The sequence below is a fragment of the Amycolatopsis dongchuanensis genome, assembly GCF_039542405.1.
Taxonomy (GTDB): domain Bacteria; phylum Actinomycetota; class Actinomycetes; order Mycobacteriales; family Pseudonocardiaceae; genus Amycolatopsis_E; species Amycolatopsis_E sacchari.
On record NZ_BAABIB010000080.1, the window covers coordinates 1 to 26,436 of the forward strand.

At 70.9% G+C, this 26,436-nt stretch carries 25 protein-coding genes and 2 pseudogenes; 16 read left to right on the top strand and 11 right to left on the bottom strand.

Annotated features, from left to right (window positions below; all coding sequences use genetic code 11):
• Nucleotides 1–194 precede the first annotated feature (194 nt).
• From ABFX51_RS21920 to ABFX51_RS21970, 11 genes are all read left to right on the top strand, one after another.
• Nucleotides 195–785 (top strand): TetR/AcrR family transcriptional regulator, encoded by a 591-nt coding sequence (locus ABFX51_RS21920; protein WP_346054784.1) that lies wholly within the window; start codon nt 195–197, stop codon nt 783–785.
• Nucleotides 786–972: 187 nt separating this feature from the next.
• Entirely contained in the window at nt 973–2,322 is a 1,350-nt protein-coding gene (locus tag ABFX51_RS21925; protein WP_346054785.1) for an MFS transporter, read from the top strand.
• Nucleotides 2,319–3,065 (top strand): alpha/beta fold hydrolase, encoded by a 747-nt coding sequence (locus tag ABFX51_RS21930; protein ID WP_346054786.1) that lies wholly within the window; start codon nt 2,319–2,321, stop codon nt 3,063–3,065. Before ABFX51_RS21925 ends, ABFX51_RS21930 begins: the two co-directional genes overlap by 4 nt.
• On the top strand, nt 3,062–4,639 hold the full coding sequence (locus tag ABFX51_RS21935) for an FAD-dependent monooxygenase (protein WP_346054787.1): 1,578 nt from the start codon (nt 3,062–3,064) through the stop codon (nt 4,637–4,639). Before ABFX51_RS21930 ends, ABFX51_RS21935 begins: the two co-directional genes overlap by 4 nt.
• Before the next feature lie 20 nt (nt 4,640–4,659).
• Nucleotides 4,660–6,762, top strand: a complete 2,103-nt coding sequence (locus ABFX51_RS21940) for a hydantoinase/oxoprolinase family protein (protein ID WP_346054788.1) — start codon at nt 4,660–4,662, stop codon at nt 6,760–6,762.
• Between the two features lie 7 nt (nt 6,763–6,769).
• A complete protein-coding gene (locus ABFX51_RS21945) occupies nt 6,770–9,067 on the top strand; it encodes a hydantoinase B/oxoprolinase family protein (protein WP_346054789.1) in 2,298 nt (765 codons plus the stop codon).
• A 157-nt stretch (nt 9,068–9,224) separates the two neighbouring features.
• On the top strand, nt 9,225–9,788 hold the full coding sequence (locus ABFX51_RS21950) for a hypothetical protein (protein WP_218153613.1): 564 nt from the start codon (nt 9,225–9,227) through the stop codon (nt 9,786–9,788).
• A 1-nt stretch (nt 9,789) separates the two neighbouring features.
• Complete coding sequence (locus tag ABFX51_RS21955; protein WP_091516707.1) at nt 9,790–11,196, top strand: dihydrolipoyl dehydrogenase family protein; 1,407 nt, start codon at nt 9,790–9,792, stop codon at nt 11,194–11,196.
• A gap of 77 nt (nt 11,197–11,273) precedes the next feature.
• Nucleotides 11,274–12,059: an alpha/beta fold hydrolase gene (locus ABFX51_RS21960; RefSeq protein WP_091516705.1), complete on the top strand. Its 786-nt coding sequence runs from the start codon at nt 11,274–11,276 to the stop codon at nt 12,057–12,059.
• 170 nt (nt 12,060–12,229) lie between these two features.
• On the top strand, nt 12,230–13,411 hold the full coding sequence (locus tag ABFX51_RS21965; RefSeq protein ID WP_218153612.1) for an MFS transporter: 1,182 nt from the start codon (nt 12,230–12,232) through the stop codon (nt 13,409–13,411).
• Nucleotides 13,408–13,776 (top strand): MarR family transcriptional regulator, encoded by a 369-nt coding sequence (locus ABFX51_RS21970; protein ID WP_091516702.1) that lies wholly within the window; start codon nt 13,408–13,410, stop codon nt 13,774–13,776. Before ABFX51_RS21965 ends, ABFX51_RS21970 begins: the two co-directional genes overlap by 4 nt.
• Nucleotides 13,777–13,815: 39 nt before the next feature.
• Here ABFX51_RS21970 and ABFX51_RS21975 read toward each other — a convergent pair whose 3' ends face one another.
• The gene (locus ABFX51_RS21975) at nt 13,816–14,238 is read right to left on the bottom strand and encodes a MarR family winged helix-turn-helix transcriptional regulator (RefSeq protein WP_091516700.1); all 423 of its coding nucleotides are present in this window, start codon (nt 14,236–14,238) and stop codon (nt 13,816–13,818) included.
• Nucleotides 14,239–14,331: 93 nt separating this feature from the next.
• On the opposite strand from ABFX51_RS21975, the gene ABFX51_RS21980 reads away from it, so the two are divergent.
• Together ABFX51_RS21980 and ABFX51_RS21985 are read left to right on the top strand one after the other, a co-directional pair.
• Nucleotides 14,332–15,117: an alpha/beta fold hydrolase gene (locus ABFX51_RS21980; protein WP_091516698.1), complete on the top strand. Its 786-nt coding sequence runs from the start codon at nt 14,332–14,334 to the stop codon at nt 15,115–15,117.
• Between the two features lie 181 nt (nt 15,118–15,298).
• Nucleotides 15,299–15,799 carry a hypothetical protein gene (locus tag ABFX51_RS21985; RefSeq protein ID WP_143250015.1) on the top strand — a complete coding sequence of 167 codons (501 nt, stop codon included), beginning with the start codon at nt 15,299–15,301 and terminating at the stop codon, nt 15,797–15,799.
• A 271-nt stretch (nt 15,800–16,070) separates the two neighbouring features.
• Here the strand turns inward: ABFX51_RS21985 and ABFX51_RS21990 are convergent.
• The 5 genes and pseudogenes from ABFX51_RS21990 to ABFX51_RS22010 form a co-directional block, all read right to left on the bottom strand.
• Nucleotides 16,071–16,307: pseudogene (locus ABFX51_RS21990) on the bottom strand (LLM class flavin-dependent oxidoreductase); the annotation flags it as partial.
• Entirely contained in the window at nt 16,289–16,543 is a 255-nt protein-coding gene (locus ABFX51_RS21995) for a hypothetical protein (RefSeq protein WP_245783434.1), read from the bottom strand. The pseudogene ABFX51_RS21990 and the gene ABFX51_RS21995, both read right to left, overlap by 19 nt.
• Nucleotides 16,544–16,568: 25 nt before the next feature.
• Entirely contained in the window at nt 16,569–17,042 is a 474-nt protein-coding gene (locus tag ABFX51_RS22000; protein ID WP_091516727.1) for a GNAT family N-acetyltransferase, read from the bottom strand.
• 100 nt (nt 17,043–17,142) lie between these two features.
• Nucleotides 17,143–17,562 (bottom strand): annotated as a pseudogene (locus tag ABFX51_RS22005) (alpha/beta hydrolase fold domain-containing protein); the annotation flags it as partial.
• Between the two features lie 337 nt (nt 17,563–17,899).
• On the bottom strand, nt 17,900–18,799 hold the full coding sequence (locus ABFX51_RS22010) for an NAD-dependent epimerase/dehydratase family protein (RefSeq protein ID WP_091516688.1): 900 nt from the start codon (nt 18,797–18,799) through the stop codon (nt 17,900–17,902).
• A gap of 90 nt (nt 18,800–18,889) precedes the next feature.
• On the opposite strand from ABFX51_RS22010, the gene ABFX51_RS22015 reads away from it, so the two are divergent.
• Nucleotides 18,890–19,240, top strand: coding sequence for a MerR family transcriptional regulator (locus ABFX51_RS22015; protein WP_091516686.1), 351 nt, complete (start codon nt 18,890–18,892; stop codon nt 19,238–19,240).
• Here the strand turns inward: ABFX51_RS22015 and ABFX51_RS22020 are convergent.
• The 4 genes from ABFX51_RS22020 to ABFX51_RS22035 are packed head-to-tail and all read right to left on the bottom strand — an operon-like array spanning nt 19,234 to nt 23,541.
• Nucleotides 19,234–20,124: a LysR substrate-binding domain-containing protein gene (locus ABFX51_RS22020; protein ID WP_218153611.1), complete on the bottom strand. Its 891-nt coding sequence runs from the start codon at nt 20,122–20,124 to the stop codon at nt 19,234–19,236. The genes ABFX51_RS22015 and ABFX51_RS22020 overlap by 7 nt on opposite strands.
• Before the next feature lie 5 nt (nt 20,125–20,129).
• A complete protein-coding gene (locus ABFX51_RS22025) occupies nt 20,130–21,479 on the bottom strand; it encodes an MFS transporter (RefSeq protein WP_091516684.1) in 1,350 nt (449 codons plus the stop codon).
• Nucleotides 21,480–21,500: 21 nt separating this feature from the next.
• Nucleotides 21,501–22,289: an enoyl-CoA hydratase-related protein gene (locus tag ABFX51_RS22030; protein WP_091516681.1), complete on the bottom strand. Its 789-nt coding sequence runs from the start codon at nt 22,287–22,289 to the stop codon at nt 21,501–21,503.
• 43 nt (nt 22,290–22,332) lie between these two features.
• Nucleotides 22,333–23,541, bottom strand: coding sequence for a CaiB/BaiF CoA transferase family protein (locus ABFX51_RS22035; RefSeq protein ID WP_091516679.1), 1,209 nt, complete (start codon nt 23,539–23,541; stop codon nt 22,333–22,335).
• 208 nt (nt 23,542–23,749) lie between these two features.
• On the opposite strand from ABFX51_RS22035, the gene ABFX51_RS22040 reads away from it, so the two are divergent.
• Together ABFX51_RS22040 and ABFX51_RS22045 are read left to right on the top strand one after the other, a co-directional pair.
• Nucleotides 23,750–24,607, top strand: coding sequence for an oxidoreductase (locus tag ABFX51_RS22040; RefSeq protein ID WP_091516676.1), 858 nt, complete (start codon nt 23,750–23,752; stop codon nt 24,605–24,607).
• A 34-nt stretch (nt 24,608–24,641) separates the two neighbouring features.
• Nucleotides 24,642–25,205, top strand: coding sequence for a TetR family transcriptional regulator (locus ABFX51_RS22045; RefSeq protein WP_091516673.1), 564 nt, complete (start codon nt 24,642–24,644; stop codon nt 25,203–25,205).
• Between the two features lie 19 nt (nt 25,206–25,224).
• Here the strand turns inward: ABFX51_RS22045 and ABFX51_RS22050 are convergent, their stop codons facing one another.
• Nucleotides 25,225–26,424: an epoxide hydrolase family protein gene (locus tag ABFX51_RS22050; protein ID WP_091516670.1), complete on the bottom strand. Its 1,200-nt coding sequence runs from the start codon at nt 26,422–26,424 to the stop codon at nt 25,225–25,227.
• Nucleotides 26,425–26,436 lie beyond the last annotated feature (12 nt).

The window sequence follows — 26,436 nt, forward strand, 5'->3', positions numbered from 1 at the left end:
TCCACCTGCATCCGCCGATCCTCGCGGACCGCGGACATCCCTGAAAGGTAGGGCGGCATGAGCTTCCCCGGAGATGAGTGGTGGAGGTGAACAGAACGTTCTCTCGTGTATGTAGCGATCACTCTACCAAATCGCGGACCGAGTACGCCGAAGACCGCGGGATACCGACCGTTCTATCTGTTAAACTCGGCCCCATGGTGCGGAACGCTCGAGGCCAGGTGTCGGAAGCGCGGTCGAGGCTGCTCGCGACCGCCACCCGGATCTTCTACGCCGAGGGGCTGCACTCCGTCGGGATCGACCGGATCGTCGCGGAGGCCAAGGTCACCCGCGCCACGCTGTACCGGCACTTCCCGAGCAAGGACGACCTCGTCGTGGCGTACCTGCAGGGCGTCCACGAAATGGAGCGCGAAGGTCTCGGCAAGGCGCTCACCAGCGGCTTGCCGGCGGACGAGGTGCTGCGCGCGGTCGCCGGCTCGATCGCCGACGGCATCCGGTCGGCCCAGTTCCGCGGGTGCGCCTTCCTCAACGCGGTGGCCGAGTACCCGGATCCCGCGCACCCGGTCCACCGGGCCGTCCTGGACCACCGCGAGTGGTTCCTCCGCACCGTTACCGACTTGCTCGCGCAGGTCGGCGAGAACCCGCCAGAGGCCGCGGGACGGCACTTCGTGATGCTGCGCGACGGCGCGATGGTGGCGGGGTGCCTGTCGGACCCGGCTGAGGTGTGCGAGACCTTTCTGCGGGAAGTCGACGAGCTCCTGCGGCACCGCCTCGATCCGGCCGGGTAGCCGGCGGCGGGCCGCCGCGGGTGCGCGGGATCGGCTCGGTTCAAGGAATCGTCCCGGCGACGGCCACTGTGGATCGTTCCCGTTTCGAGTGCTGGTCAACGCGTCGCGCAGGTTGTAGAGTGAGCGCTACATACAGAGCTTCTCCGGGGGGAACGTCAACCGACCGCCGCAACGAAGCGAGGTTCCCTTGAACTTGCTCGAACAGGTGAAGAACTCACCGATGAGCCGCGCCCAGGTGAGGGCGGTCGCGCTCTGCCTCGTGATCAACCTGGTCGACGGGTTCGACCTGCTGGTCACCTCGTTCGTCGGCCCCGCGATCACCCGGCAGTGGGGCCTGTCGCCCTCGTCGGTCGGCGTGCTGCTCAGCGGCGGGCTGGCCGGCATGGCGGTCGGCGGGCTCTTCCTCGCCCCGCTCGGCGACCGCGTCGGCCGCCGCCGGCTCACCCTCGGCTGTCTCGCCTTGGCGTCGCTGGGCATGCTCGCCGCCGCCGCGACCCAGGACTTCGGCCAGCTGCTCGCCTGCCGGGTGGTGACGGGTGCGGCCGTGGGCGCGATGGCGGCCGGCCTGCCGGTGCTCACCTCCGAGTACGCGAACCACCGGCGGCGAGGGCTGGTCGTCGCGCTCATCACCACCGGGTACGGCCTGGGCTCGGTGATCGCCGGAATCGCGGCAAGCCTGCTGCTGGGCTCGTTCGGCTGGCGCTCGGTCTTCCTGTTCGGCGCGATCGTCACGGCGCTCCTCTTCGCGGTGGCGCTGCGTTTCCTGCCCGAGTCGATGGACTTCCTCGTCGCCCGACGTCCGCGGCAGGCCCTGCGCAAGCTGAACCGGATCCTCGTCTCGATCGGCCGTACGCCGGTCGAGGAGCTGCCCGCGGCACAGTCGGCAGTGACAACGCGCAAGGTGGTTCTCGACTCGCTGTTCCGCGGGAGCAACGCCGTGCGGACCGTGCTGGTCTGGGTGGCGTTCGTCGCGGCGCAGCTGATGTTCTACTTCGCCAGCTCGTGGACGCCCAGCCTGCTGCTGAAGGCGGGGATGTCGAGCCGGCAGGGCACCAGCGGTGGTGTCCTGCTGAGCCTCGGCGGCGTGACGGGCGCGGTCCTGCTGGGACTGCTGGTGACCAGGTTCGGCCCGCGACGGCTGACCGCGGCCTACTTCGGCATCGGCGCCGTCGCCCTCATCGGGTTCTCGTTCTCGCTCGGGACGCTGGCGCTCGCCCTGGTCGTGGCGGTGCTCGTCGGGTTGTTCCTCAACGGGACCGTCACCGGGATCAACGTCATCGTGCCGAACCTGTACCCCGCCGAAGCACGCGCGACCGCGCTCGGCATGGCGGTCGCCGTGAGCAGGCTCGGTGCCGTGCTCGCACCCCTGGTCGCCGGGTTCCTGCTGCAGGCGGGCTGGGCTCCGGCTTCGATGTTCCGCTTCTTCGCGATCCCCGGTGTCCTCGGTGCCGTCGCGACGCTCCTGCTCGCCCGGTTCGGCCGGGGCGTCAGCGCCACCGCGGACCGGCCGGTCGAAAGCGCGGTGACGGAGGCATGACCGAGCCTGCACTGGTGTTGCTGCACGGCGGCGGGCCCGGCGTGGACGCCGCGAGCAACTGGGCGAGCGTGCGGGCCGGGTTCGACCGCGAGTTCCGTTGCCTGGCCCCCGATCTGCTCGGGTTCGGCACGCGGATCGCCGGGACGGGCGGTCTCAAGGGTCCCCGCGCGTGGGCGCTGGCCCGCGCCCGGCAGGTCCTCGACCTCCTCGACCACCACGGGCTGGACCGCGTGCACGTCGTCGGCAACTCCGCCGCCGGCGGGGCCGCGGCACTGGCCCTGCTGTCCGTCGCGCCGGAAAGGGTCGAGCGCGCCGTGGTCATGGGCGGGGCGGGCACCGGACCGCTGCCGACGGCGGTTCCCTTCTACGACAACCCGACCCGAGAGTCCATGCGTGCCACGCTCGCTCGCCTCGTCGCGGACGAGAGCGTCCACAAAGGACACCTCGACGAATTGACCGAACTCCGGTTCAGGCAAGCACTCCGTCCCGGCGCCGAGGCGGCGTTCCGCTCGATGTTCGCCGACGACGAGGGCGATCCGCCGGTCGACCTCGCGAAGATCGGCACGCCGGTGCTCGCGCTGCACGGCGAACGCGACCGGGTGTCGCCGGTCGCAGTCTCCGAGCGCCTGGTCGCGCGGTTGCCCGACGGGCACCTGCACGTGGTGGCGGGCGCCGGGCACTGGATCCACGTCGACCGGCCGGACGAGTTCACCAAGCTGGTAGGGGAGTTCCTGAGCGCATGACCGGAATCCTGATCGTCGGCGCCGGCCCGGCCGGCCTGACCCTCGCCCTCGACCTCGCGCAGCGCGGCGTGTCCTGCCACGTGGTGGAAGCGACCGGGCAACGGCCCGTGAACCCCCGGTGCAACACGACGTCCGCGCGCTCGATGGAGATCTTCCGGCGCCTCGGGCTGGCCGACGAGATCCGCCGGGCCGGGTTGCCCGCCGACCACCCGACGTCGATCCAGTACCGGACGACGCTGGACGGCGAGCAGATCTACCGGATCGACCTGCCGTCCGCGCACGACGTTTTGGCGGGCAAGGGCAAGGAAAACTGGCCCACTCCGGAACCGCAGCACCGGATCTCGCAGCTGTACCTTGAACCCATCCTGGAGAAGCACGCGCGCGAGCAGCCCGGGCTGACCCTCGCACGCGGCACCCGGCTGGTCGAACTCCGGCAGCACGACGACCACGTCGAGGCCGTCGTGGAGGCGGCCGGGCAACGGCGGACACTGCGGTGCGCGTACGTCGTCGGCTGCGACGGCGCGCACAGCACCGTCCGGCGGCAGCTGGGTATCCGGTACGAAGGCGTCGATGCGATCCAGCGGTTCGTGTCGACCTTCGTCCGCTCGCCCGAACTGGGCCGGCTGGCCGCGAAAGACCGGGCCTGGACGTACTGGACCTACGGCCGCCGGATCGCTTCGCTGATCGCCATCGACGGCGAGTCGTTGTGGCTCAACCACGTTGCCTTCGCCCCGGACCACGACACCGAAGGCGAAGACCCCGAACAGCTCCTGCGGGAGTCGGTGGGCAGGCCCGTCGAGCACGAGGTGCTCGGCGTGGTGCGCTGGACCGGCCGGCGGCTGGTCGCCCAGCGGTACCGCGCCGGCCGCGTGTTCCTCGCCGGGGACGCCGCGCACATCTGGATCCCCGTCGGCGGGTTCGGCATGAACGCGGGCATCCAGGACGCGGCGACGCTCGGCTGGATGCTGGCCGCCGTGCACCACGGGTGGGCCCCGCCGGAGCTGCTCGACGCGTACGAGCTGGAGCGCAAGCCGGTCGGCGAGCAGTTCGCGACCGCCGTGGGCGCCCAGGCCCGGACCTCGTTCGCGGACGTCTCCCCGGACATCCACCTGCCCGGCCCCGAAGGCGAGCGGGCCCGCGCGGAGCTGGCCGCGCGCCTGGCGGAAACCGAGCCGCGGCGGTATTCCCCCGACGGCTTCAGCTTCGGCTACCACTACGCGGGCTCACCCCTGGTGGTCGGCGGGGAAGACCACGCCGAGATCACCATGGGGGACTACCAGGACCGCGCGCGGCCCGGGTTCCGCCTGCCACACGTGTGGCTCGACGACGGACAGCCGGTGTTCGACGTCCTCGGCCCCGGCTTCACCTTGCTGCGCACCGACCCTGGCGTCGCCGTCACGCCGTGGACGACGGCGGCCCGCGACCTCGGGATCCCGCTCACCGTCGTCGACCTGCCCGGCCGGTACCCCGCCCAGCTGCTGCTCGTGCGCCCGGACCAGCACATCGCCTGGATGGGCGGCGCCGACGTCCGGCCCGAGGAAATCCTCACCACAGCGACCGCCCGCCGGCGGTAACGGACACCAGGAGAAACGCAATGCCATACGCACTGGGCATCGACGTCGGCGGCACGTTCACCGACGCGGTCGCCTCCGACGGCGCCGGGCGGATCGTGTCGGCCAAGACACCGACCACCCCGCCGAACCGCGAGGTCGGCGTCATGCGCGCGATCGACGACCTCGCCGCCGAACTCGGCATCGGCGTCGGCGAACTGCTCGCGCAGACCGACTACATCGCCCACGGCACGACCGCCTCGATCAACGCACTGGTCCAGGGCCAGGTCGCCGACGTCGGGCTGATCGCCACCAAGGGCCACCGCGACGCGATCTACATCATGAACGCCGAAGGCCGCACGCTCGGCCGCTCCGCGCACGAAATCCAGGACACGCTGCGCCAGCGCAAACCCGCGCCGCTGATCCCGAAGTACCGGGCACTGGAGGTCACCGAGCGGATCGACCACGCGGGGAAAGTCCTGGTGCCCCTTGACGAGGACGAGGTCCGCCGCGTCGCACAGTCCCTTGTGGACCAAGGTGTCGAGGCGATAGCCGTCTGCCTGCTGTGGTCGTTCAAGAACGCCGTGCACGAGCAGCGCGTCCGCGAGCTCATCCACGAGATCGCGCCGGAGGTGTACGTGACGCTGTCCTCGGAGGTCAGCCCCCGCATCCGCGAATTCGCGCGCACCTCTACGACGATCATGAACGCGCAGATCGGCCCGAGGCTGCGCACCTACCTGCTGCCGCTGCGGAAACAGCTGGAGGAAGGCGGGCTCAAGGGGCCGCTGCTCGTCATGCAGAGCGAAGGCGGCACGATCACCGCCGACCGGGCCCCCGAGCACGCCATCACCACCGTGGGGTCCGTCCTGTCCGGCGGCGTCGTCGGCGGGATGCGCCTGGCCGGGCAGCTGGGCCACCGCAACGTCATCACCACCGACGTCGGCGGCACGACGTTCCTCGCGGGCCTCATCGTCGACGGCGAGCCGGTGATGGCGCCCGGTTCGGTCGTCAACCAGTTCCCGATCAACGCGGCGACGATCCGCGTGCACACCATCGGTTCCGGCGGGGGCGCGCTCGCGTCCGTGGACGAAGGCGGCAACCTGCGGCTGGGCCCGCAGAGCGCCGAAGCCGTGCCCGGCCCGGCCTGCTACGGCAACGGCGGGACGCGGCCGACGAACACCGACGCCAACCTCGTGCTCGGCATCCTCAGCGAGCGTGGCCTGCTCGGCGGCCGCAAGCCGCTGCGGATGGACCTCGCGCGGGAGGCGATCCGCGTGCACGTGGCGGAGCCGCTCGGGCTCACCGTCGAGGAAGCCGCCATCGCCATCCACGAGGTGCAGAACGCGCAGGCGGGCGATCTCCTGCGCCGGGCCGTCGTGCAGGCCGGTTACGACCCGCGTGACTTCGTCGTCTACGCGTTCGGGGGAGCGGGACCGGCCCACTGCGCCGGGTACTGCCAGGACCTGGGCGTGCGCGAGGTCGTCGTGCCGCTGGGGCCGGTCGCGTCCGCCTTCTCGGCGTACGGGCTCGCGGCTTCGGACGTCGCCTTGAGCGCGGAGCTGTCCGATCCGTCGTCGTTCCCCGTCGACCACACGGTGCTCGAAGCGCACTTCGCGCGGCTGGAGGCCGATCTGCAGCGCGCGCTGGAGGCGCAGAAGGTGAAGTTCCACGACGTCTCGCTGCACCGCGAGATCGACCTGCGGTACTCGATGCAGGTGACCGAGCTAGCCACGGCCGTCCCGGACGCGAAGTTCACCGAGCGCACCGGCGAGGAGATCCTCGAACGCTTCGAGGAGCAGTACGAACGCATCAACGGCAGCGGTGCCGGCTACCGCGAAGCCGGTGTGCAGGCGATCACCTACCGCATGCGGGCGAAGGCGGGGCTCGGTTTCCCGGTCGTGCTGCCGGAAGTGCCGGAGGCCGACAGCGCCGACCCGCGCGAAGCCCTGCTTGGCGAACGCTCGGTCTGCCTCGACTCCCAGACCGGCTACGTGATGACGCCCGTGTACGACTACGCCCGGCTGCGGGCGGGCCACGAACTCGCCGGACCCGCGATCGTCGACGTCCCGACCACCGTGGTCGTGATCCCCGCCGGGGTCACCGGCCGCGTCGACCACCTCGGCAACCTCGTGCTGCGCTACCAGTGAGGACACCATGACTTCTCGAATCCCCGGCGCGGACGAGTTCACCAGCCGCCCGATGCCGCGCGAAGAACTGCTGCGGCAGATCTCGCCGTCCCTGCCGCTGCACCAGACCGGCGACGCCGACGTGGACGCGCTCACCTACGAGGTCGTCCGGCACCGGCTGTGGGCGATCACCCAGGAGATGGGGGAGACGCTGCGTCGTATGTCGGGCTCGCACGTCGTCACCGAGTCCAACGACTTCAACTTCTCCATCTGCGACGAGCTCGGCGAGCAGGTCCAGGTCGGCACGTACAACATCGGCCTGATCGGCTCGATGGACCTGGCGATCACCTGGACGCTGCGCCACCGCAGCGACAACCCCGGCATCGCCGAGGGCGACATGTTCCTGTGCAACGACCCGTGGATCGGCGGCGGGCTGCACCAGAACGACGCCGCGGTCCTCGCGCCGGTCTTCCACGACGGCAAGCTGTTCGGCTGGACCACCGCGATCGCCCACCAGGTCGACCTCGGCGGGCCGCGGCCGGGCTCGTTCAGCCCGTCCGCGCAGGACGTCTTCGGCGAGGCCGTGCCGACGCCCCCGATCAAGGTGGTGCGCGGCGGGGTGCTGCAGCGCGACGTCGCCGACGCGTGGGTCCGCCGGTCCCGGCTGCCGCACCTGGTGGGCCTCGACCTGCGCGCGAAGATCGCCGCCAACAAGAACGCGGCCGAGCAGATCCTCCGGCTGATCACCAAGTACGGCGCCGACACCGTGAAGTCGGTGATGCGGCGGATGATGGACGACGCCGAACGGCGGCTGCGCGCGAAGCTCGAGACCCTGCCGGACGGGACGTGGTCCGCGGTCGGCTACCAGGAGCAGTCGGGGACCGGCGACCGCGGCCTGCACGCCATCAAGGTCGCGATGACCAAGGAAGCCGGCAAGCTCGTCTTCGACTTCCGCGGCACCGCTGAGCAGACCGGCATCATCAACTGCCCCTACCCGGGGCTGCGGGCCGGGATCGTCTTCACGATGCTCCCGTTGCTGGCCGGGGACATCCCGTGGGCGGCGGGCGGGCTGATGCGGTGCTTCGAGATCGTCACCGACGAGGACACGATCACCAACGCGTCCTTCCCGGCCGCGGTGGGCAAGGGTCCGTTCGGCCCGGCGTGGGGCTCGGGCAACCTCGTCGCCGAGGTGCTGGCCAAGATGCTGGACGCCGAACCCGCCCACCGCACCGACGTGCAGTCCATCTGCAACGGCACCACGGACCTGTGCGTGGTGTCCGGTGTGGACACCCGCGGCGGGGGCAGCAAGGGTTTCGTGTCGCCGGTCTTCGACGTCATGGCGGGCGGCTACGGCGCACAGGTGTACCACGACGGCGTCGACACCGGCGGCCGGTTGATCATCCCCTCGGCGCGGGCACCGGACGTCGAGATGACCGAGTACCTCTACCCCCTCGTGGCGTTGTGGCGGCGGGAGGAGACCGACTCCGGCGGGCCGGGGCGGCAGCGGGGCGGGATGAGCGGGTCGGTCTGCTACGTGCAGCACCCCGACCAGCGGGGGACCATGTCGCTGGTCGTGTCCGGTACCGGCAAGGTGGCCAACCAGAACGTCGGCCTGGCCGGCGGATATCCCGGAAATTCCCAGCTCGACCTCGTCGTGCGCGGAATCCACCGGCCCCAGCTCGACCAGGCGGCCACCATCCCCGCCGGCCTGGGCGAGCTGGGCGGGGAGATCGAGGTGCTGCCCTGCGAAGGCGAATCGCACCTCGGGCCGGGTGACGCGCTGTACCTGCACTGGCAGGCCGGTGGCGGGTACGGCGACCCGTTGCTCCGCTCGCCCGAAAGCGTGCGTGAGGACGTGCGGCAGGTTCGTGTGACGGTGGCCGCGGCCGCGGACGTCTACGGCGTCGTGCTTCGCGGCGGCGAAGTGGACGTGGCGGCGACCCAGGAGCGACGCGCGGAACTGCGGCGTCGCCGGGCTTCCGGCGCGGGGCTGACCGGGCTGACGCCCATCGGCACACCGGACCTGGGCGAGGTGCGGCGACTGGACGACAACCTCGCCGTACTGGCCGACGGGACGGTGGCGTGTGTCCACTGTGGAACGGAAATCGGGCCACTGGAAGGGGGCGCGTTCGTCGCCGGGCTCGCCCGCCGCGACGCGCCGCCCACCGAGGCGGGACCGCACATCTGGCACGACCCGCTCGAGTACGTCGACGCGGAAGTCGTGTTCCGCCAGTTGTTCTGCCCCGGCTGCCTGACCGCGGTCCATTCGCGGGTGGTACCCGTGGACCACCCGCTGCCCGCCGACGAATACCGGAGCTGGGCCTGAGCCGACCCGGCGGATCCCCGAGGTCCGCCGGGTTTTCCGGTGCGTAAGACATCGGAAAGAACGATCGGTCTTGACATTGCCTCGCGAGGCGGCCATGCTGAGGGAGATAGAACGTTCGGTCTCGTCGGGGAGGTTCCCCGCGGCCTTTGAAGGGATTCTGGTGACTTCAGTCGACTCGCCCGCCGTCGGTGGGTTCGCTCCGGCACTGCGCCGGTTGTACTTCGTGCGCTTCGCGTTCGCCATCGTGTGGGCGGTCCTGGTGTTCCTGACGACCAAATCCGGGCTGGGGCCGGCCGGGATCGTCCTGGTCGTCGTCTACCCGCTGTTCGACGTCGGTTCGGCCATTGTGGACGCCCGGTCGGCCAAGGGCTCCAAGTCGGTCCGCGGGCTGTACGTGAACATGGCGATCAGCCTGCTCGCCACCATCGGCATCGGTGTCGCCGCGGCTTCCGGTATCCCGGCCGTGCTGCGGGTGTGGGGTGCCTGGGCGATCGTGGCCGGGCTGGTCCAGCTGATCGTGGCGCTGGTCCGCCGCAGGATGGGCGGGCAGTGGCCGATGATCCTCAGCGGCGGCATCTCCGTGCTGGCCGGCGCCAACTTCATCCTCGGTGCCTCCGGGGCGAAGCCCTCGCTGACCAATGTGGCCGGTTACGCCGTCCTCGGCGGCATCTTCTTCCTCGTCTCGGCGATCCGGCTCGGCCGCGCCGCGAAGGGGAAGTGACATGACCACCTACGACGTCGTCGTCATCGGGGCCGGCCCGGTCGGGGAGAACGTGGCCGACCGGGTGGTGCAAGGCGGTCTGACCGCCGCGATCGTCGAGCGCGAGCTGGTCGGCGGCGAGTGCTCCTACTGGGCGTGCATGCCGACCAAGGCGCTGCTGCGCAGCGGGGCGGCGTTGCGCGCGGCCCGGCAGGTGCCCGGCGCGCGGGAGGCGGTGACGGGCGAGCTCGACGTCGCCGCCGTGCTCCGCAGGCGCGACGAGTTCGCCTCGAACTGGAACGACGAAGGCCAGGTGTCCTGGCTCGACTCGGTCGGTATCCCGTTGCACCGCGGGCACGGCCGGATCGCGGGCGACCGGGTCGTCGAGGTCACCGCCGCCGACGGCACCACCACGACACTGACCGCGCGTCACGCGGTCGTCGTGGCCACCGGCAGCGGCGCGCTGGTCCCGGACATCGAGGGCCTCCGCGACGCGAAGCCGTGGACGAGCCGCGAAACCGTTGCGGCGAAGGAGGTTCCGGCCCGGTTGGCGATCATCGGCGGCGGTGTCGTGGCCTCGGAGATGGCGACCGCGTTCAGCGAGCTGGGGTCTTCGGTGACGATGCTGGCCCGTGACGGCGTGTTACACCTCAACGAGCCGTTCGTCGGCGAGCTGGTCGCGTCTTCCTTGCGGGAAAAGGGAGTTTCGGTGCGCGTCGGCGCCGAGGCCGCGTCCGTCAAGCGCAACGACGACGGCACGGTGGCGATCACGCTCACCTACGGCGAACACGTCGAAGCCGACGAGCTGCTCGTCGCGATCGGCCGCACACCCAACACCCAGGACCTCGGTCTGGAGACCATCGGCCTGACGCCGGGTGCCTGGCTCACGGTCGACGACACCCTGCGGGTCAACGACTGGCTCTACGCGGCCGGTGACGTGAACCGGCGGGTTTTGCTGACGCACCAAGGCAAATACCAGGCTCGCGCGGTGGGTGACGCGATCGTGGCCCGCGCCAAGGGGGAACCCGTCGACGACGCGCCGTGGGGCCGCCACGCGGCCACCGCCGACGAGCGCGCGGTGCCGCAGGTCGTGTTCACCGACCCGGAAATCGCCGCCGTAGGACTGACCGCCGCCAAGGCCGAGGCCGCCGGGCTGCGCATCCGGGTCGTGGACTACGACCTGGCCGCCACGGCCGGGTCCTCGCTGCACGCCGAGGGCTACCGGGGACACGCCCGGATGGTCGTCGACGAGGACCGCAAGGTGGTCGTCGGCGTGACTCTGGTAGGTCCGGATGTCGCGGAAATGCTCCACGCGGCCACGATCGCGGTGGCCGGTGAGGTCCCGATCGATCGGCTCTGGCACGCGGTCCCGGCGTTTCCCACGGTCAGCGAGGTGTGGCTGCGGCTGCTCGAAGCCTACGGCCGCTGACCCGTCCCACCGGTCTTCCGGCCCCGCCGCCACGCGGCGGGGCGGAACCCCGGCACGTCTTCTGGAAAGGACTTCCCATGCGTTTCCGCATTTCCCGCCTCGCCGCCGGCGGTGTCGCGGTGCTCGCCCTGCTCGCCGGCACCGTGTCGGCCACGGCTTCGGCCACCGGTGGCTCACCGGGCGCCCCGAAGCCGACCGTCGTGCTCGTCCACGGCGCGTGGGCGGACTCCTCGAGCTGGAACCCCGTGATCGAACGGCTGCGCCGCGACGGCTACCCGGTGCGCGCCATCGCCGACCCGCTCCAGGGCCTGACCAGCGACACCGCGTACGTCACGAGCTACCTGGCCACCATCGGCGGTCCGAAGGTGCTGGTCGGTCACTCCTACGGCGGCGCGGTCATCACCAACGCCGCCACGGCCGTGCCCGACGTGAAGGCCCTCGTCTACGTCGCCGGGTTCATCCCGGTGCAGGGGGAGACCATCGGCGACCTCGCCGCGAAGTCCGCGACCCCGCTGCCGCTGATCACCACCCCGGTGCCCGGTGGCGCCGAGGTCACCATCGACCCGGCGCAGTTCCGCACGGCCTTCGCCGGTGACCTCGACCCGACCCTCGCCGCCGACCTCGCCACCACCCAGCGGCCCGCCAACACCCGTGCCGTCACCGATCCCAGTGCCACCGAAGGTTTCCGCACGATCCCGTCGTGGGCCCTGCTGACCCGCCAGGACCGCGCCATCAGCCCGGACCTGCAGCGCTTCATGGACGCCCGCGCCGGTGCCCGGATCACCGAGGTGGACGCTTCCCACGCGGTCATGCTCAGCCGCCCGGACGTGGTCACCAGGCTCGTCGAGCAAGCCGCACGGTGACCCGATGACCCGCAGGCAGATCCTGCAGGCGCTGTCCGGCCTGTACCTCGGGATCTTCGTGGCGATCCTGTCGTCGACCGTCGTGACCAACGCGTTGCCGACGATCGTCGCCGACCTGCACGAAGAAGCTGCTCATCCAGGCGGCCCTGACCGTCTTCACGGTCGGCTCGGTGCTGTCGGGCCTGTCCGCCGACGCGGGCCTGCTGATCGCGGCGCGCGTGGTGCAGGGGATCGGCGCGGGCGGGCTGATGGCGCTGATCCAGGTGATCATCGCGACGATGATCCCGCCGCGGGAGCTCGGCCGGTACTCCGGCTACTTCGGCGCGGTGTTCGCGGTCGGGACCAGTGCCGGGCCTCTGATCGGTGGGCTTATCGTCGACACGGGCTGGCTCGGCTGGCGCTGGTGCTTCTTCGTCGGCGTGCCGTTCGCCGTCGTCGCACTGGTCGTGCTGCAGAAGACGTTGAAGCTGCCGGTCGTCAAGGGCTCGGTGAAGATCAACTGGGCCGGTTCCGCGTTGCTGACGGCGGCCGCGTCGCTCCTGCTGATCTGGGTGACGCTCGCCGGCGACCGCTACGCCTGGCTGTCCTGGCAGACCGCGGCCCTGCTCGCCGGGACGCTGGTGCTGGCACTGGCGTTCGTCGCGGTCGAACGGCGGGCCGCGGCCCCGGTGCTGCCGCTGTGGTTGTTCCGCACCCGGACGGTCGTGCTGGCGATCATCGCGGGCCTCGCGGTCGGTGTCGCCCTCTACGCCGCGGCGACCTACGTCAGCCAGTACTTCCAGCTGGCCGAAGGCAGGTCGCCCACGATGGCCGGCATCCTCGCCCTGCCGCAGATCCTCGGCCTCGCGCTCGCCTCCAGCGTCGCCGGGCGGATCATCTCGGCCACCGGGAGGTGGAAGCCGTTCCTGGTCGCCGGGGCCGTCCTCATCACCGGCGGGCTGACCCTGCTCGGCTTCACCGAGCGGGACACCCCGTACTGGCGGCTGGCGCTCGCGATGGGCCTGCTCGGCCTGGGGCTGGGCGTCATGCTGCAGAACCTGGTGCTCGCCGTGCAGAACCAGGTGCGCCCGGGCCAGCTGGGCGCGGCGACGTCCTCGGTCTCGTTCTTCCGGACCCTCGGGGGCACGATCGGGGTCTCCGCGCTCGGGGCGGTGCTGGCCGCCGACGTCGGGCAGAGGGTCATGGCGGGGCTGGGTGTGCCTGCCGGTGGGTCACTGTCCCGGCCGGCCGGGCTGCCCGCGCCGGTCCGGGCCGTGGTCGAGGACGCCTACGGGCAGGCGACCGGCACGATCTTCCGGTACGCGGTGCCGCTGCGCACCACCAACGCCGTGACCGCGGACGGCCCGCGATGACGCTGGACGAGGGAACGATCGCGGACCTCGAACGCGAGTTCGCCGTCTTCGTCCGCCAGGACCGGGCCGCGTCGGGACGTCCGCGCCGCGACGTGCGCCGCGAGCTCACCGACGCCGCGTACCGGCTGCTGGCCCACCTGGCCGAGCAGGGCCCGTGCCGGGTCACCGCGCTGGCGTGCCACGCCGGCGTCACCCTGCCGACCGTCTCGCGGCAGCTCCACGAGGTCCGGGCCGCGCGGACCGGGCGGCTGGCCGAGCTCCTCGCGTCGTGGACGGCATCCGACGTCCGCACCTTCGCCACGCTGCTGGCGAGGTTCAACGACGGCGCCACCCGGCCGTCCCGCCGGTGCGGCGGACCTGAGTGAGGAGAACGTCCACTGTGGACGATGAGTGGTAGGTCGTCGCTAAGCCGTCGGGTCGGGGCCGAGGACGCGATCCAGGAGCTCGCCCAGCTGGTCGAGCTCAGCGGCGGACAGGTTCTGGAACGAGGACTCGGCGATGGCGTCCACGAGTTCCTGCCCTTCCGCGCGCAGGCGCGCCCCCTTGTCGGTGAGCCGGTGCCGTACCGCCCGGCCGGGGCCGGGAACCCGTTCGATCAGACCGCGCTCGGCCATCCGGGTGGCCAGCGAACCGAAGGACTGGTCGGTCTGGAAGGTCAGCACCGCCAGGTCGTGGAGCGAGGCGTCCGGCCGGCGGTGCAGGTGCCGCAGCGTGTCCCACTGCACGAGGGAAAGGTCCAGCGGCGCCAGCGCGCGGCTGAGCGCGCGGTGGTGGCGGTACTGCAGGCGCTTGACGGCCAGCGCGACATCACCGGGGCGGTACTTCATGCCACGCATCCTAACCGACTGGAATAAGGTTGCTTATCTAAGGAACCTTATATAAGGTTCCTTAGATACTACCCGTGCGACCGAGAAGGACCCATGACGACTCTCCCCACGACCGGCTCGCTCCGGCCGACCCGCACCGAAACCCGCGCGCTCGGCCCGGTCGAGGTGACCCTCCAGGACCGTGACCGCACCCGCCCGTTCCTGCTCCTGCACGGCGGTGGCGGCGTCACCACGATGGCCGGTTTCGCCGATCTGCTCGCCGAGCGCACCCGTTCGCGGGTGCTGCTGCCCACCCATCCGGGCTTCGGCGGCACACCGAAAGCCGAAAGCCTCACCGACGTCAAGGCGCTGGCACGGACTTACGTCGCGCTGCTGGAGGAGCTCGACCTCACCGACGTCACCGTGATCGGCAACTCCTTCGGGGGCTGGCTGGCCGCCGAAATCGCTTTGCAGAAGAGCCCGCGAGTCAGCGCCGCGGTGATCATCGACGGGATCGGGATCGAGGTCGACGGCCACCCGCCGACCGACGTCAGCGGCCTCTCGCCCGCCGAGCTCCGCGCGCACTCCTTCCACGACCCGAGCAAGGCACCGGTTCCGCCGGGTGGCGGCACCGGACCGAGCCCGGACGTGCGGGCCCTGATCGGTTACACCGGCCCGGCCATGGCGGACCCGGCACTCGCCGGTCGGCTCGGCGCCCTCGACATCCCGGTCCACGTGGTCTGGGGCGAAAGCGACCGCATCGTCGACCCCGACTACGGCAGGGCCTACGCCGTCGCGATCCCGCGGTCGACGTTCACGCTGATCCCCCGCACCGGCCACCTGCCGCAGGTCGAGACACCCGAAGAGTTGCTGGGCGCGCTCCTCGACCTCGTCAACTGAGTGCGCCAGCGTGCCTGAGGTCCATTGTGGAGCATCAGGCGCCTCCGAAACTGGCGCCCGAGAACGACCTCGTGGCGCCCCTCGGCCCGCGACAGCGGTGCCGGACCGTGCCGTCCGGTACCCGTGCTGGCCAGGACCGTCAGCGCGTTGTCCGAGCTGTCCGGCGGGCGGATCGCGCTCGGTGCCGGGGCGGGGGTCTTCGACGGGGAGTTCCACCGGGTCGACGGCCTGGTCCCCGGACGCGTGGAACCCCGGGGGCGGGTACGACTGGCGGAGCCAGTACGTCAGGACGTCCAGGCAGGTCATCGACGAGGCGGCGGACGAGGCGGGACGGGATCCGGCGGCCATCTCGACCATCTACAACGTGGCCGGCCGGATCACCGACGCCCCGCTGGCGATCCGCGACGTCGACGGCAGCCGTGCGGGTGGCTCGGCCGACGAGATGCTGACCTCGCTTCGCCGGCAGTCGGCGAGCACGGCCCCGACCACGCGCAATCCCGACGGCACGTGGGTGGGTGGTTCGGTGTGGCAATGGGTCGACGAGCTCACCACCGCGGTGAACGACTTCGGCGCGGGCGGGTTCGTGTTCTCACCGGTCGCGGACAGCCCGGAGGATGCCGAGCGTGCCCGCGCCCGGTCGGCACGCGAGATCGTGCCCGCGGTGCGCGCCGCCATCGGTTGACGATCCGGCACGCCGGCGCCTGCGCTGGGTCGCCGCGTCGATGCCACTTTCGGCCGGCAGGAAGACGAGATCGTCCGCCCCCAGGTCCTGGAACTCCTGGAGGAGTAGAAGTCGCACCGCCGCCCGTGGTCGTTCGACGTCGCCGAACCCGAAGTAGGCGAGTCCCACGAGCCGTGGCGGACTGGTGCGTCCCGCCGCGGGCCGCGTCGAACACGGAACCCACCATCGCGGCCGGCACCGTCGGACCTGTGACGCCATCGCCTTCTCGCGCGGCCCGCCGCAGCGCCGGCTCGCTCTGTGCGCCGAACAGCAGCGGAATCTGGCGGGTCCCCGCGGGGACCGCCGGATTTTCTCCGCCCGCCACCGGTTCCCCGCGCCAGACACCGCGGTAGGTGCGCAGATCGGCGTCGAGGCGCCGGCCGCGCCCCTCCACCCCGTGCCCGGGGACCACGAAGTCGTCCGGCCGGACTCCCACTCCGATGCCGAGCGTCAGCCGTCCGCCCGACACCGCGTCGATCCGGCGACCTCCTTGGCCAGCAGGGCCGCCGGCCAGCCCGGGGCGATCACGATCCGCTCGGTCACCGCGGCGGCCGCGGCCAGTGCGACGGTGTCGCTGACCGCCGGGTAGGCGAAGCGGCCTGCCGTGCCCAACGAGGCGAAACCGGCCTCTTCGGCCGTGGCTGCCCAGCCCGGGATCTCCCGGGTTCCACCCACCAGGTTGGGCAGCGTGATACCGATCTTCATGCACGTCCTTTCACGTCGGTACCGCTCACGAGAGCTCCTTGCCGAGGCAGAGGATTTCGGGCATGTCCTTGTGCAGGCCGAACTTGGGCATGTCGGTGTAGCCCGCCGACCGGTAGAGCGCGATCGCCGCGGGTTGCCTGACACCGGTCTCCAGCACCACGCGCTTGCGGCCGGCGAGCGCTGCGGTCCGCTCCAGCTCGCGGAGCACCAGTCGCGCGTAGCCGCGGCCACGGGCGTTTTCGGCGACGTACATCCGCTTAATTTCGGCATCGCCGAACTGGAAATCCGGCGCCGGACTGTCGTGTGCCCGCCACGCCCCACTGGCGACGGGCTCGTCGCCGAGGTAGCCGACGAGGAACAGTCCACTGGGGAGGGTGAACTCCGCGGGGTCCATCGGAGTGACGTCTTCGACCGCGTACAGGTCGACGTAGATCTGCTGCAGGGCAGCGGTGAACCTCGTCGCGTCCGGGTGGCCGTAGGGCACCGGGAGGATGGTCAAACCGTCGTCGAAGGGGGGCGCCATGACCGATCACTCCTGTTCTAATCTGAATGTAGCGTTCACTATACTGCCATCGACGGGTGGACGGCCCGCGTGCTGCCTACCGCAGGAGGCGAGCGATGTGGGCGCGGGTCGTTTTCGCCTCGGGGACCGGCAACAACATCCAGTCGTGCACCATGCCGGCGGTCTCTTCAACGGTCACCTGCGTGCCGGGGGCGTCCCGGGCGAGGTGGGCGTCCGGGTTCAGGAGATCTCTGGTGCCGGTGAAGATGGTGATCGCGCCGAGGTGGTCCACCCGGGCCCGAACGGGGCTGACCAGTCCGCTGTCGGGCCCGTCTGGGCCCGCGTAACTTGCGGCGAGAGCGCGGATGTGGTCGAGCTTCAGCAGCGGATCGCGGGGGGCGATGCGGGCGCTTTCCGGGTTGGCGAACGTGAGGTCGAACGTCGGGGACAGCAGCACTGTCGTATCGGCTGCGGGGGCCTTTTCGGGAAGGGCGACAAGCATGTTCAAGGCCGTTGTGGCTCCCGACGAGTGCCGTTGGCGCCTCGCCTGCGATCGCCATCCACAGGTCCGTGAGCACGGGGGTGACGTCCCGGTGGGTGACTGCTGGAACGAGCGGGAAGATCGGTACGACGAAGGTCCGCGAGGTGCGGACGGCGAGGTTCCAGTGCCTGGCCTGGATTTCCGCTGCCCACGCCCCGCCGTGCAGGTACAGGGCTTGCTTCCCGGAGGGCGTCTCCGGCGCGAGCGTGAACACCGGCCAGTCGCGGAACGTGCTCCGCGTGATGGTCACCCTCTTCTCGGGCACGCAGGACCGTCATGGCGCCGGCGAGCAGCCGGCTCCGCAGGCTCGGGCTCATTTCGCGGCGGCCTCGGCGTAGGACCCGGAACGGACGTCGTCGATGAGCGATCGCGGCGCGGGACTCCAGCCGAAGGTGTCGCGGGCCTTGGCCGCATCGAGACGGCTCGTCGTCGTCAGGATGCGGGCAGCCGGCCCGAAGTTCTGTTCCGCGACCTCGAGCGGCACGGACGCCACCGGCTTCCCGGTCAGGTCTCCGATCGCTCCGGCGAGCGCCCGGAACGTGAACGGCACGGTGCCGGCGACGTTGTAGACGCCGGAGACCGGGCGTTCGATCGCCGCGACGTACAGGTCGGCGAGGTCGTCGACGTGGACGGGGGTCCACGCGTTCTCCCCGTGTCCGACGTAGATCGACGTGCCGGTGTGCTGGGCGGACTGGATCAGTCCCGTCACGACCGGGGAACCACCGCGGCCGAAGACCAGCCCGGCGCGGAACACGATGCCGGAGATGCCCGCCTCGCCGCGGACGATGCGTTCGGCCGCGACCTTCACCGGCTGCGCGCTGACCTCCGGCAGAACAGCGTCCTCCGACGTGTCCCGGTCGTCCTCGAACCCGTAGACCAGCGCGGTGCTGGTGAAGATGAACGGCTTCGGGACAGTCCCGGATGCGGCGCCGGCGACCAGTGCCTTGACCGCGGCCAGCTCCACCGCTGCCGATTCGTCGGTCATCGCGTAGTCGACCGCTGCGTGAACGACGGCATCGGCGGCCGCCGCGGCGCCTTCCAGGACGGCGGTGTCGCTGAGCGATCCGGCTACGGGTGTGGCACCCGCCTCGTGCAGGCGGGTGGCGCCGGCGTCCGAGCGGGCAAGGCCTGCGACGTCGTGTCCGGCCTTGACGAGGTGCTCGACGAGGACGGTGCCGAGATAGCCCGTCCCGCCGGTGATGAAGACCTTCATGGTGATTCCGTTCGTAAGCGGTTTCGCGGTGGAAACACCACGCTAAACTCTTACACCGGTGTCAAAGTCAAGTGGAAGCGAGCGTCAGGCATGAAGATCGGCGAGCTGAGCCGGGCTTCCGGGGCGAGTCCGAGATCCCTGCGGTACTACGAGGAACTCGGCTTGATCTCGTCCGTCCGGCAGCCCAACGGGTACCGCGACTACGACGAGCAGACGGTGGCAGTGGTCTCGACCATCAAGTCACTGCTTGACCTGGGGTTCCCCATGACGCTGATCGAACGCGTCCTGCCGTGCACGGGTGACGCCGGTCCGCTCGAAGGGGAGTGCTCCGGGATCATGGCCCGGGTGGCGGAGATCCGCGACGAGATGGAGGACAAGGCGCGCCGGCTCCTCGAGACCCGCGATGCCCTCACCGCGTTCCTGCGGAACAACGGTCAGTGAGCGATGACGGAAACCAGCCAAGTGCGGAACGCGACCACCGCGGGGGACTGCGGCCGGTCCGCGCGCCACACGAAGTAGTAGGTGAACCGCCCGCGGTCGAGGGTGAAGTCGAAGGGGGCCACGAGGGAGCCGTCCGCCAGCTCCTTCTCGACGAGAGCTTTTTGGGCGATCGCGACGCCGTGTCCTTCGATCGCGGCCTGGTAGGCCAGCAGCGAGGTCTCGTACTTCATTCCACTGTGGGCGGTGACTGTGGACAGTCCCGCCGCCTCGAGCCACAGCGCCCAGTCGTCGATCCGCGCCAGCGAGTGGAGCAGCGTCGCCTCCGCGGTCCGGGCCGGCTCGCTGAGCGTGGCTGCCAGCCGCGGAGCGGCCACGGGTACCAGCTCGTTCGGGATGAGCCGCTGGCTGGACAGCTGTGGCCAGTCGCAGTCACCGAGCTGGATGCCGGCGTCGATGTCTTCCCGGTCGAGGTCGATCGGTGCGGGTGAGGTGGTCAGCTGGACGTCGATCTCGGGGTGGGCGCGGTGGAAACCGGCGAACCGGGGGATCAGCCAGCGCACCGCGAAGGTGGCGGGGGACCGGATTTTGAGCGTGGTGCCCGGAACCCCGCCGCGGACCGCTTCGGTGGCCTTCTCCAAGGCGGCGAACAGCGGCGTGATGTCGGCCAGGTACCGCGAGCCCGCCGCGGTCAGCTCCAGGCCGCCGTGCACCCGGTGGAACAGGGCCACGCCCAGGTAGCGTTCGAGAGCACGCACCTGGCGGCTGACCGCGGCGGGGGTCACCGAAAGCTCGGCGGCCGCCTTCGAAATGCTCAGCAGCCGCCCGGTCGTCGCGAACACCCGCGTGGGGTTCAGCGGCGGCAGGGGATCGCGGCGGGCGGTCACGCTCATCAGCGTAATGCGCCACCGGTCGTCCGCGAGGACACCGGCGCCTCGCTCCGGCCGGCCGCCGTGGCACGGGCCCGCTCCGACCGGATGCCCCAGAACAGGGTGACGGCCAGGCAGGGGAGCAGTGAGGCGATCGAGTACCCGACCCCCGCCAGCTGGTTCCCGGTCGCGGAGACCAGGGACAGGCTGATCAACGGCAGGAAGCCGCCGAAGAGGATGTTCCCGAGCTGCTGGGCGAAACCGAACCCCGTCGTGCGGCTCTGGGGCGGGAACTGCTCGGTGATGAACGCCGGCAGCGGTGCCATCACCATCGCGGTCAGGACCGCCAGCACGGTGATGGGCGCCGTGACCGCCGGCCACGACGAGGACCCGGCGGCCGCGCGGATACCGGCGAACGCCGGGTAGGCGGCGAGCACCCACAGGAGGATGCCGAGCAGCATCACCCGGGAACGGCCGATGCGGTCGGACAGGGCCCCGAACAGCGGGTAACACGGTGCCGCGAGGACGATCGCGATCGCGAGGCACAGGTTGGTGTGGGTTTCGTCGACCTTGAGCACGGTCTGCAGGAAGTAGAGCATGTAGACGATCGAGGTGTAGAGCGTCACCGAGGTGCCGCCCTGCGCGCCGAAAGTGCCCAGCAGGATGGCTTTCCACGACTTCCAGGTGCGGACCGTGTCCAGCAGCGGCGACTTCGCCAGCTGCCCCGAGTTCCGCAGGTCCGTGAACACGGGGGTCTCGCTCATCCGCAGCCGGACCAGGGTCGCGACGAGCACGATCGGCGCGGACAGCAGGAACGGGATCCGCCAGCCCCAGCCCGCGAAGGCCGCGGGGGTGAGGGTCACCTTGAGCAGGGAGACCAGCACCAGCGCGATGAGCAGCCCGACGCTCGCGGTGCTCTGCAGGACGCTGGTGTAGCGCCCGCGCCGTCCGCGCGGAGCGTGCTCGGTGACGTAGACGACCGCGGAGCCGTACTCCCCGCCGAGCCCGACGCCCTGGACGACGCGCAGGAACAGCAGCGCGGCCGGGGCGAAGCTGCCTGCCGCGGCGTAGGTGGGCAGGCAGCCGATGGCGACCGTCGCGCCCCCCATGACGCCGAGGGTCACCACGAACGTCTTCTTCCGCCCGATGCGGTCGGCCATCGGGCTGAAGATGACCGTGCCCAGTGGACGGGCCAGATAGGACACCCCGAAGGTGGCGGCGGCGAGCAGCGTCGCGACGACCGGGTCACCCGCGGGCAGGAACAGCTGGGTGAGCGTGCCGGTGAGCGCGACGTAGGCGAAGAAGTCGTAGTACTCGAGCACCGTGCCGATGCTGGAGGCTCCCACGATCCTCGTGATCCCCGGGTTCTTCATGGCATCTCCTCGTCGAGACGGCTAGCGTCGGTTCTCCAGGAACTGCTTGACGGTGGTGCGGTGTTCGTCGCCGGACAGCAGGATCGCCTGCATCGCGGCCGCCAGCTCCAGTGCGGACGGCAGCCCGGACTCCGCCGACTCCCGCACGAGCCGCTTGGCCATGCGCAGCGCGTGGGGCGGCTGGGCGGCGATCGTGCGCGCCAGGTCCGCGGCTTCGGCCGCCAGCCGGTCGTCGTCGACGACGCGCGAGACGATTCGCAGCTCAGCGGCGGTTTCGGCGGAGATGAACTCGCTGGTCAGCGTGAGTTCCATGGCCTTGGCGAGGCCGACGACCCTGGTGAGGAACCACGCGCCGCCGATCCCGGACACGAGGCCGAGCCGCAGGAAGCTCTCGGCGAACCGGGCGGACCGCGCGGCGATGCGCACGTCGCACATCAGGGCGAGGTCGAACCCCGCGCCGACGGCGGCACCGTTGACCGCGGCGACCGACGGGACCTCCAGGTTCCGCAGCGCGTGCGTGATCCGGTGCAGTCCGAGGCGCAGCCGGTCCTGGATGTCGGTGGTCGTCCCGGCCATCAGGTCGGCGCCCCGCGCCATGTCCTTGACGTTGCCGCCGGTGCAGAAGTGCCGTCCCGAGGACCGCAGCAGCACGCAGTGCGCGTCCGGTGTGTTCCCGGCGTCCTCGAGCGCTCCGGCCAGCGCGTCCGTCATGGCGAGGTCGAGGGCGTTCCCGGTCTCCGGGGCGTCAAGGGTGATCGTGAGGACACCGTCGGCGAGATCGGTTGTCACGAGGGGGTTTTCGTCGTTCATCGGCTGTCCGTTCCCTTGTCGGCGAAGGTGGGGCGGCGGTCGTTCACGCGATCACCTCGGTTCGCGTCGTCGGGCCGGCGCTGATCACACCCCGGTCGGCAAGGCGGGCGATCTCGGCTCCGGACAGCCCGTACTCGGCGAGGACGGCCGCCGAGTGCTGGCCCGGCAGCGGCGCGGGCCGGTCCGGCGCACCGTCCGGCTGGGACGGTCCCAGCACGAAGCCCGGCATCCGCACCGGTCCCGCCGTCGTTTCGACCCCGCTCGCGCGGTACTCCTCGGACTCGACGACCTCCCGGTACCCGGCCACGGGGGCACACAGGATGTCTTGGGAAGCAAGGATTTCCAGCCACGACCTCGTCGTGCGCCGGGCGAACAGGCGGCTCAGCTCGGCCCGCAGCTCCGGCCGGTGGGCGACGCGGTCGGCGTTGGTGGCGAAGCGGGGATCGGCCGTCAGGTGGGGGGCTTCCAGTGCCCGGCACAGCGCGGCCCACCGCTTGGGGTCGTACGCGGCGACCATGATCCAGCCGTCGGCCGTGGGCAGCGCCTCGTTCGGCGCGGCGTAGGGCGCGGCGCTGCCCAGCCGCTCCGGTTCGGCGGCCGAGGTCAGGAACGACGCGAAACTGGTCTGCTGCAGCATGATCGTCGCGTTGTACAGGCTGACGTCGAGGTGCTGGCCGGGTTTGCCGTCGCGGACCTCGCGCAGGGCCGCCAGGACCGCGATCGACGCGAGGTAGCCGGTCACCATGTCGGCCACCGGGATCTGCACCTTCGCCGGCCCGGAACCCGGGTGGCCCAGCGTGCTCATCAGCCCGGTGACGGCCTGGATGACCCCGTCGACCCCGGGCCGGTCGCGGGCCGGGCTCTCCTGGCCGAAGGCCGAGATCGAGCAGTAGACGAGCGCGGGGTTGGCGACGGCGAGCGTGTCGTGGTCGAGTCCGAGCCCGCGCATCACCCCGGGCCGGAAACTCTCGACCAGTACGTCCGCCCGCGACACCATCCGGCGCACGATCCGCCTGCCCTCGGGCGTTTTCAGGTCGATGGCGAGACTGCGTTTGTTCCGGTTGACGCTCAGGGAGATGACGCTCTGGCCGCCGAGCCACGGTGGGCCCACCCGGCGCCCGATCTCGCCGGCGGGCGGCTCGACCTTCACGACGTCCGCGCCGAGGTCGGCCAGCGTCATCGTGCAGACGGGCCCGGCCACGACGTGGGTGAAGTCGAGCACGCGAATCCCGCGCAGGCTTTCTCGGAACATGTCCCCGCATTTCTTCGTCGGTGTTCTTCCGGCAGGAAACCCGAATGGGTGCGATCAGATTAAGGAGGTGTTTCCGCGGAGGGCAAACAACACTTTGTGCGGGCACCTTTGACTATTTGTTCAAGCCGGCGCGGCGGGCCGGGGGCTGGCGCGGACGAGAGGTCTGACACAGTGTCGAGTTTTTTCGACGTCGTGTAGAGTCTGGGGCATGACCAAGCGAACTTTCCTGATCACCGGTGCCAGCAGCGGCCTCGGCCGCGCCTTCGCGGAGGGTGCGCTGGCAGCTGGTCACACCGTCGTGGGCACCGTGCGCAAGACCGGAGACCTCGAGCGGTTCGAGGCGCTCGCACCCGGCCGCGCCCACGCGCGGCAGCTCGACGTGACCGACGACGAGGCCGTCTTCGCCGTGGTGGACGAGGTCGAGCGCACCGTCGGCCCGGTCGACGTGCTGATCGCGAACGCGGGGTACGGGCACGAGGGCGTGTTCGAGGAATCCCCGATGGGCGAGCTGCGCGCGCAGTTCGACGCCAACGTGTTCGGGGTGGCGGCCACCGTCCACGCGGTGCTGCCGGGCATGCGGAAGCGGCGTTCGGGGCACATCTTCGCGGTCAGTTCGATGGGCGGGCTGATGACCGTGCCCGGGCTGGCGTACTACTGCGGCAGCAAGTACGCGGTGGTGGGCATGATGGAGACCGTGGCCAAGGAGGTCGCGGGGTTCGGGGTGCGGGTGACGATCATCGAGCCCGGTTCCTTCCGGACGGACTGGGCGGGCCGGTCGATGGTCCGCAGCGACCGGTCGATCCCGGACTACGACGAGCTGTTCGAACCGATCCGGGCGGCCCGGCTCGCCGCGAGCGGTAACCAGCTGGGCAACCCGGCCAAGGCCGCCGAAGCCGTGCTGAAGGTGGTCGAGGCGGAAAAGCCGCCGGTGCACCTCGTGCTCGGTTCGGACGCGTTGCGGCTCGTGGCGGCAGGCCGCGCCGCGGTGACCGCGGACATCGAGGCGTGGGAAGAGCTTTCGCGGTCCACCGACTTCCCGGACGGGCACCAGATCGCGTCGAACTGACCGCCGGCGTTCGGCGCCACCGTCCAAAGGGGACCTGCGCGAGCTGAAGATCCTCGAAGTACTCGAGGAACTGCTGGCCGTGAAGAGTTTCGACGCGCTCACGACAAGCGACATCGCCGAGCGCGCCGGGTTCTCCCGCGCGTCGATGTACTTCTACTTCAGCTCCAAGCAGGAGGCGCTCGTCGCCCTCTTCGCCAGGACCGTGGAGGCGCTGCGCGAGAAGTCGCGCGCGGCGGCCGACGACCCCGCGGCTCCCCGGGACGCGATCGCGACAGCCGTGGCGCGCACCCGCGACCGCTGGCGCGAGCACGGCCTGATCATGCGCGTCGCCCTCGACCAGTCCTCGAACATCCCCGAGATCGGGACATTGTGGACGGAGACCGCGGAGATCTTCATCGACGCCATCACGGCGATCCTGGTGCGCGCCGGCGTCGCGTCGCACGACGGACCTGACGGCGCACGCGCCCTCGCGCACGCCGTGTGCTGGATGATCGAGCGCACGTTCTACCGGGCGTCGGCGATTTCTCCCGAGGCGCTCGACCAGGCGGCGGAGACCTGCCGGGTGGTGTGGTCGCGGGTGGCGGGCATCGAGGCCTGACCGGCGCGCGCCACCCCGGTTACCGCAGTGCCCGGAACCCGGCACGCACCTCGGTGGCGAACAGCGCCGGTTCCTGCCAGGCGGCGAAGTGGTTGCCCCGGTCGACCTCGTTGTAGTAGACGAGCTTGGGATAGGCCCGGTCGGCCCAGCTGCGCGGAACCCGGTAGATCTCGTTCGGGAAGACACTCACGGCGGCCGGCACGGACACGCCCTTGACGTCGAAGAAGCCGGCCGACAGCCCCGTGTTCGTCAGCCAGGTGAAGGTGATGTTGTCCAGGACCTCGTCGCGGGTCAGGCCGCCGACGGGGCGCCCGGCGAAGGCCTCGGCGATGTCCCGGTAGCTGGACGCGTCGTGGTTGAGCATCCACGCCGCCAGGGCGACGGGCGAATCGGCCAGGCCGTACATCGTCTGCGGCCGCGTCCCCATCTGCACCCCGTACCCGACCCCGTCCTCGAAGAAGAACTTCAGCTGCTCGAAGGTGCGGTTCTCCTCCTCGGACAACCCGGTCGGCGGCGGCCCGGCCGCCCCCAGCACGTCCCGTGCCAGGTAGGTCCAGACGTCCGCGGGGACCGCGCCGGCCATGTTGGTGTGGATGCCGAGCAGTCCCGGAGGCGCCTGCACCCCCATCAGGTCGGTGATGATCGCGCCCCAGTCACCGCCCTGCGCGACGTACCGCGGGTAGCCGAGGCGGTGCATCAGGACGTCCCAGGCGCGGGCGATCCGCTCGGGGCCCCAGCCGGGTTCCCGCGGTTTGCCGGAGTACCCGTATCCCGGGATCGAGGGGATGACGACGTCGAACGCGTCCGCCGCGGTCCCGCCGTGCGCGGTGGGGTCGACCAGCGGGTCGATGATCTTCAGCAGCTCGATGACGGAACCCGGCCACCCGTGCGTCACGATGATCGGCAACGCGTTCTCGTGCGGCGAGCGGACGTGGATGAAGTGGATGTCGAGCCCGTCGATCTCGGTGACGAAGTTGGGCAGGGCACCCAGCCGCGTCTCGCACCTGCGCAGGTCGTAGTCCGCCGCCCAGTAGCGGGCCAGTTCCTGCATCACCGCCAGCTGCACGCCCTGCGAGAAGTCGGGGACGAGCTCCGCGTCGGGCCACCGGGTGGTCGTGATGCGGGTGCGCAACGCCTCCAGTTCCGCGTCGGCGGCGACCGGGACGGAGAACGGCTGGACCGCGGAGGTGTCGGCACGGGGGCCGGTCGTGGCGGACATCGGGGGTCTCCT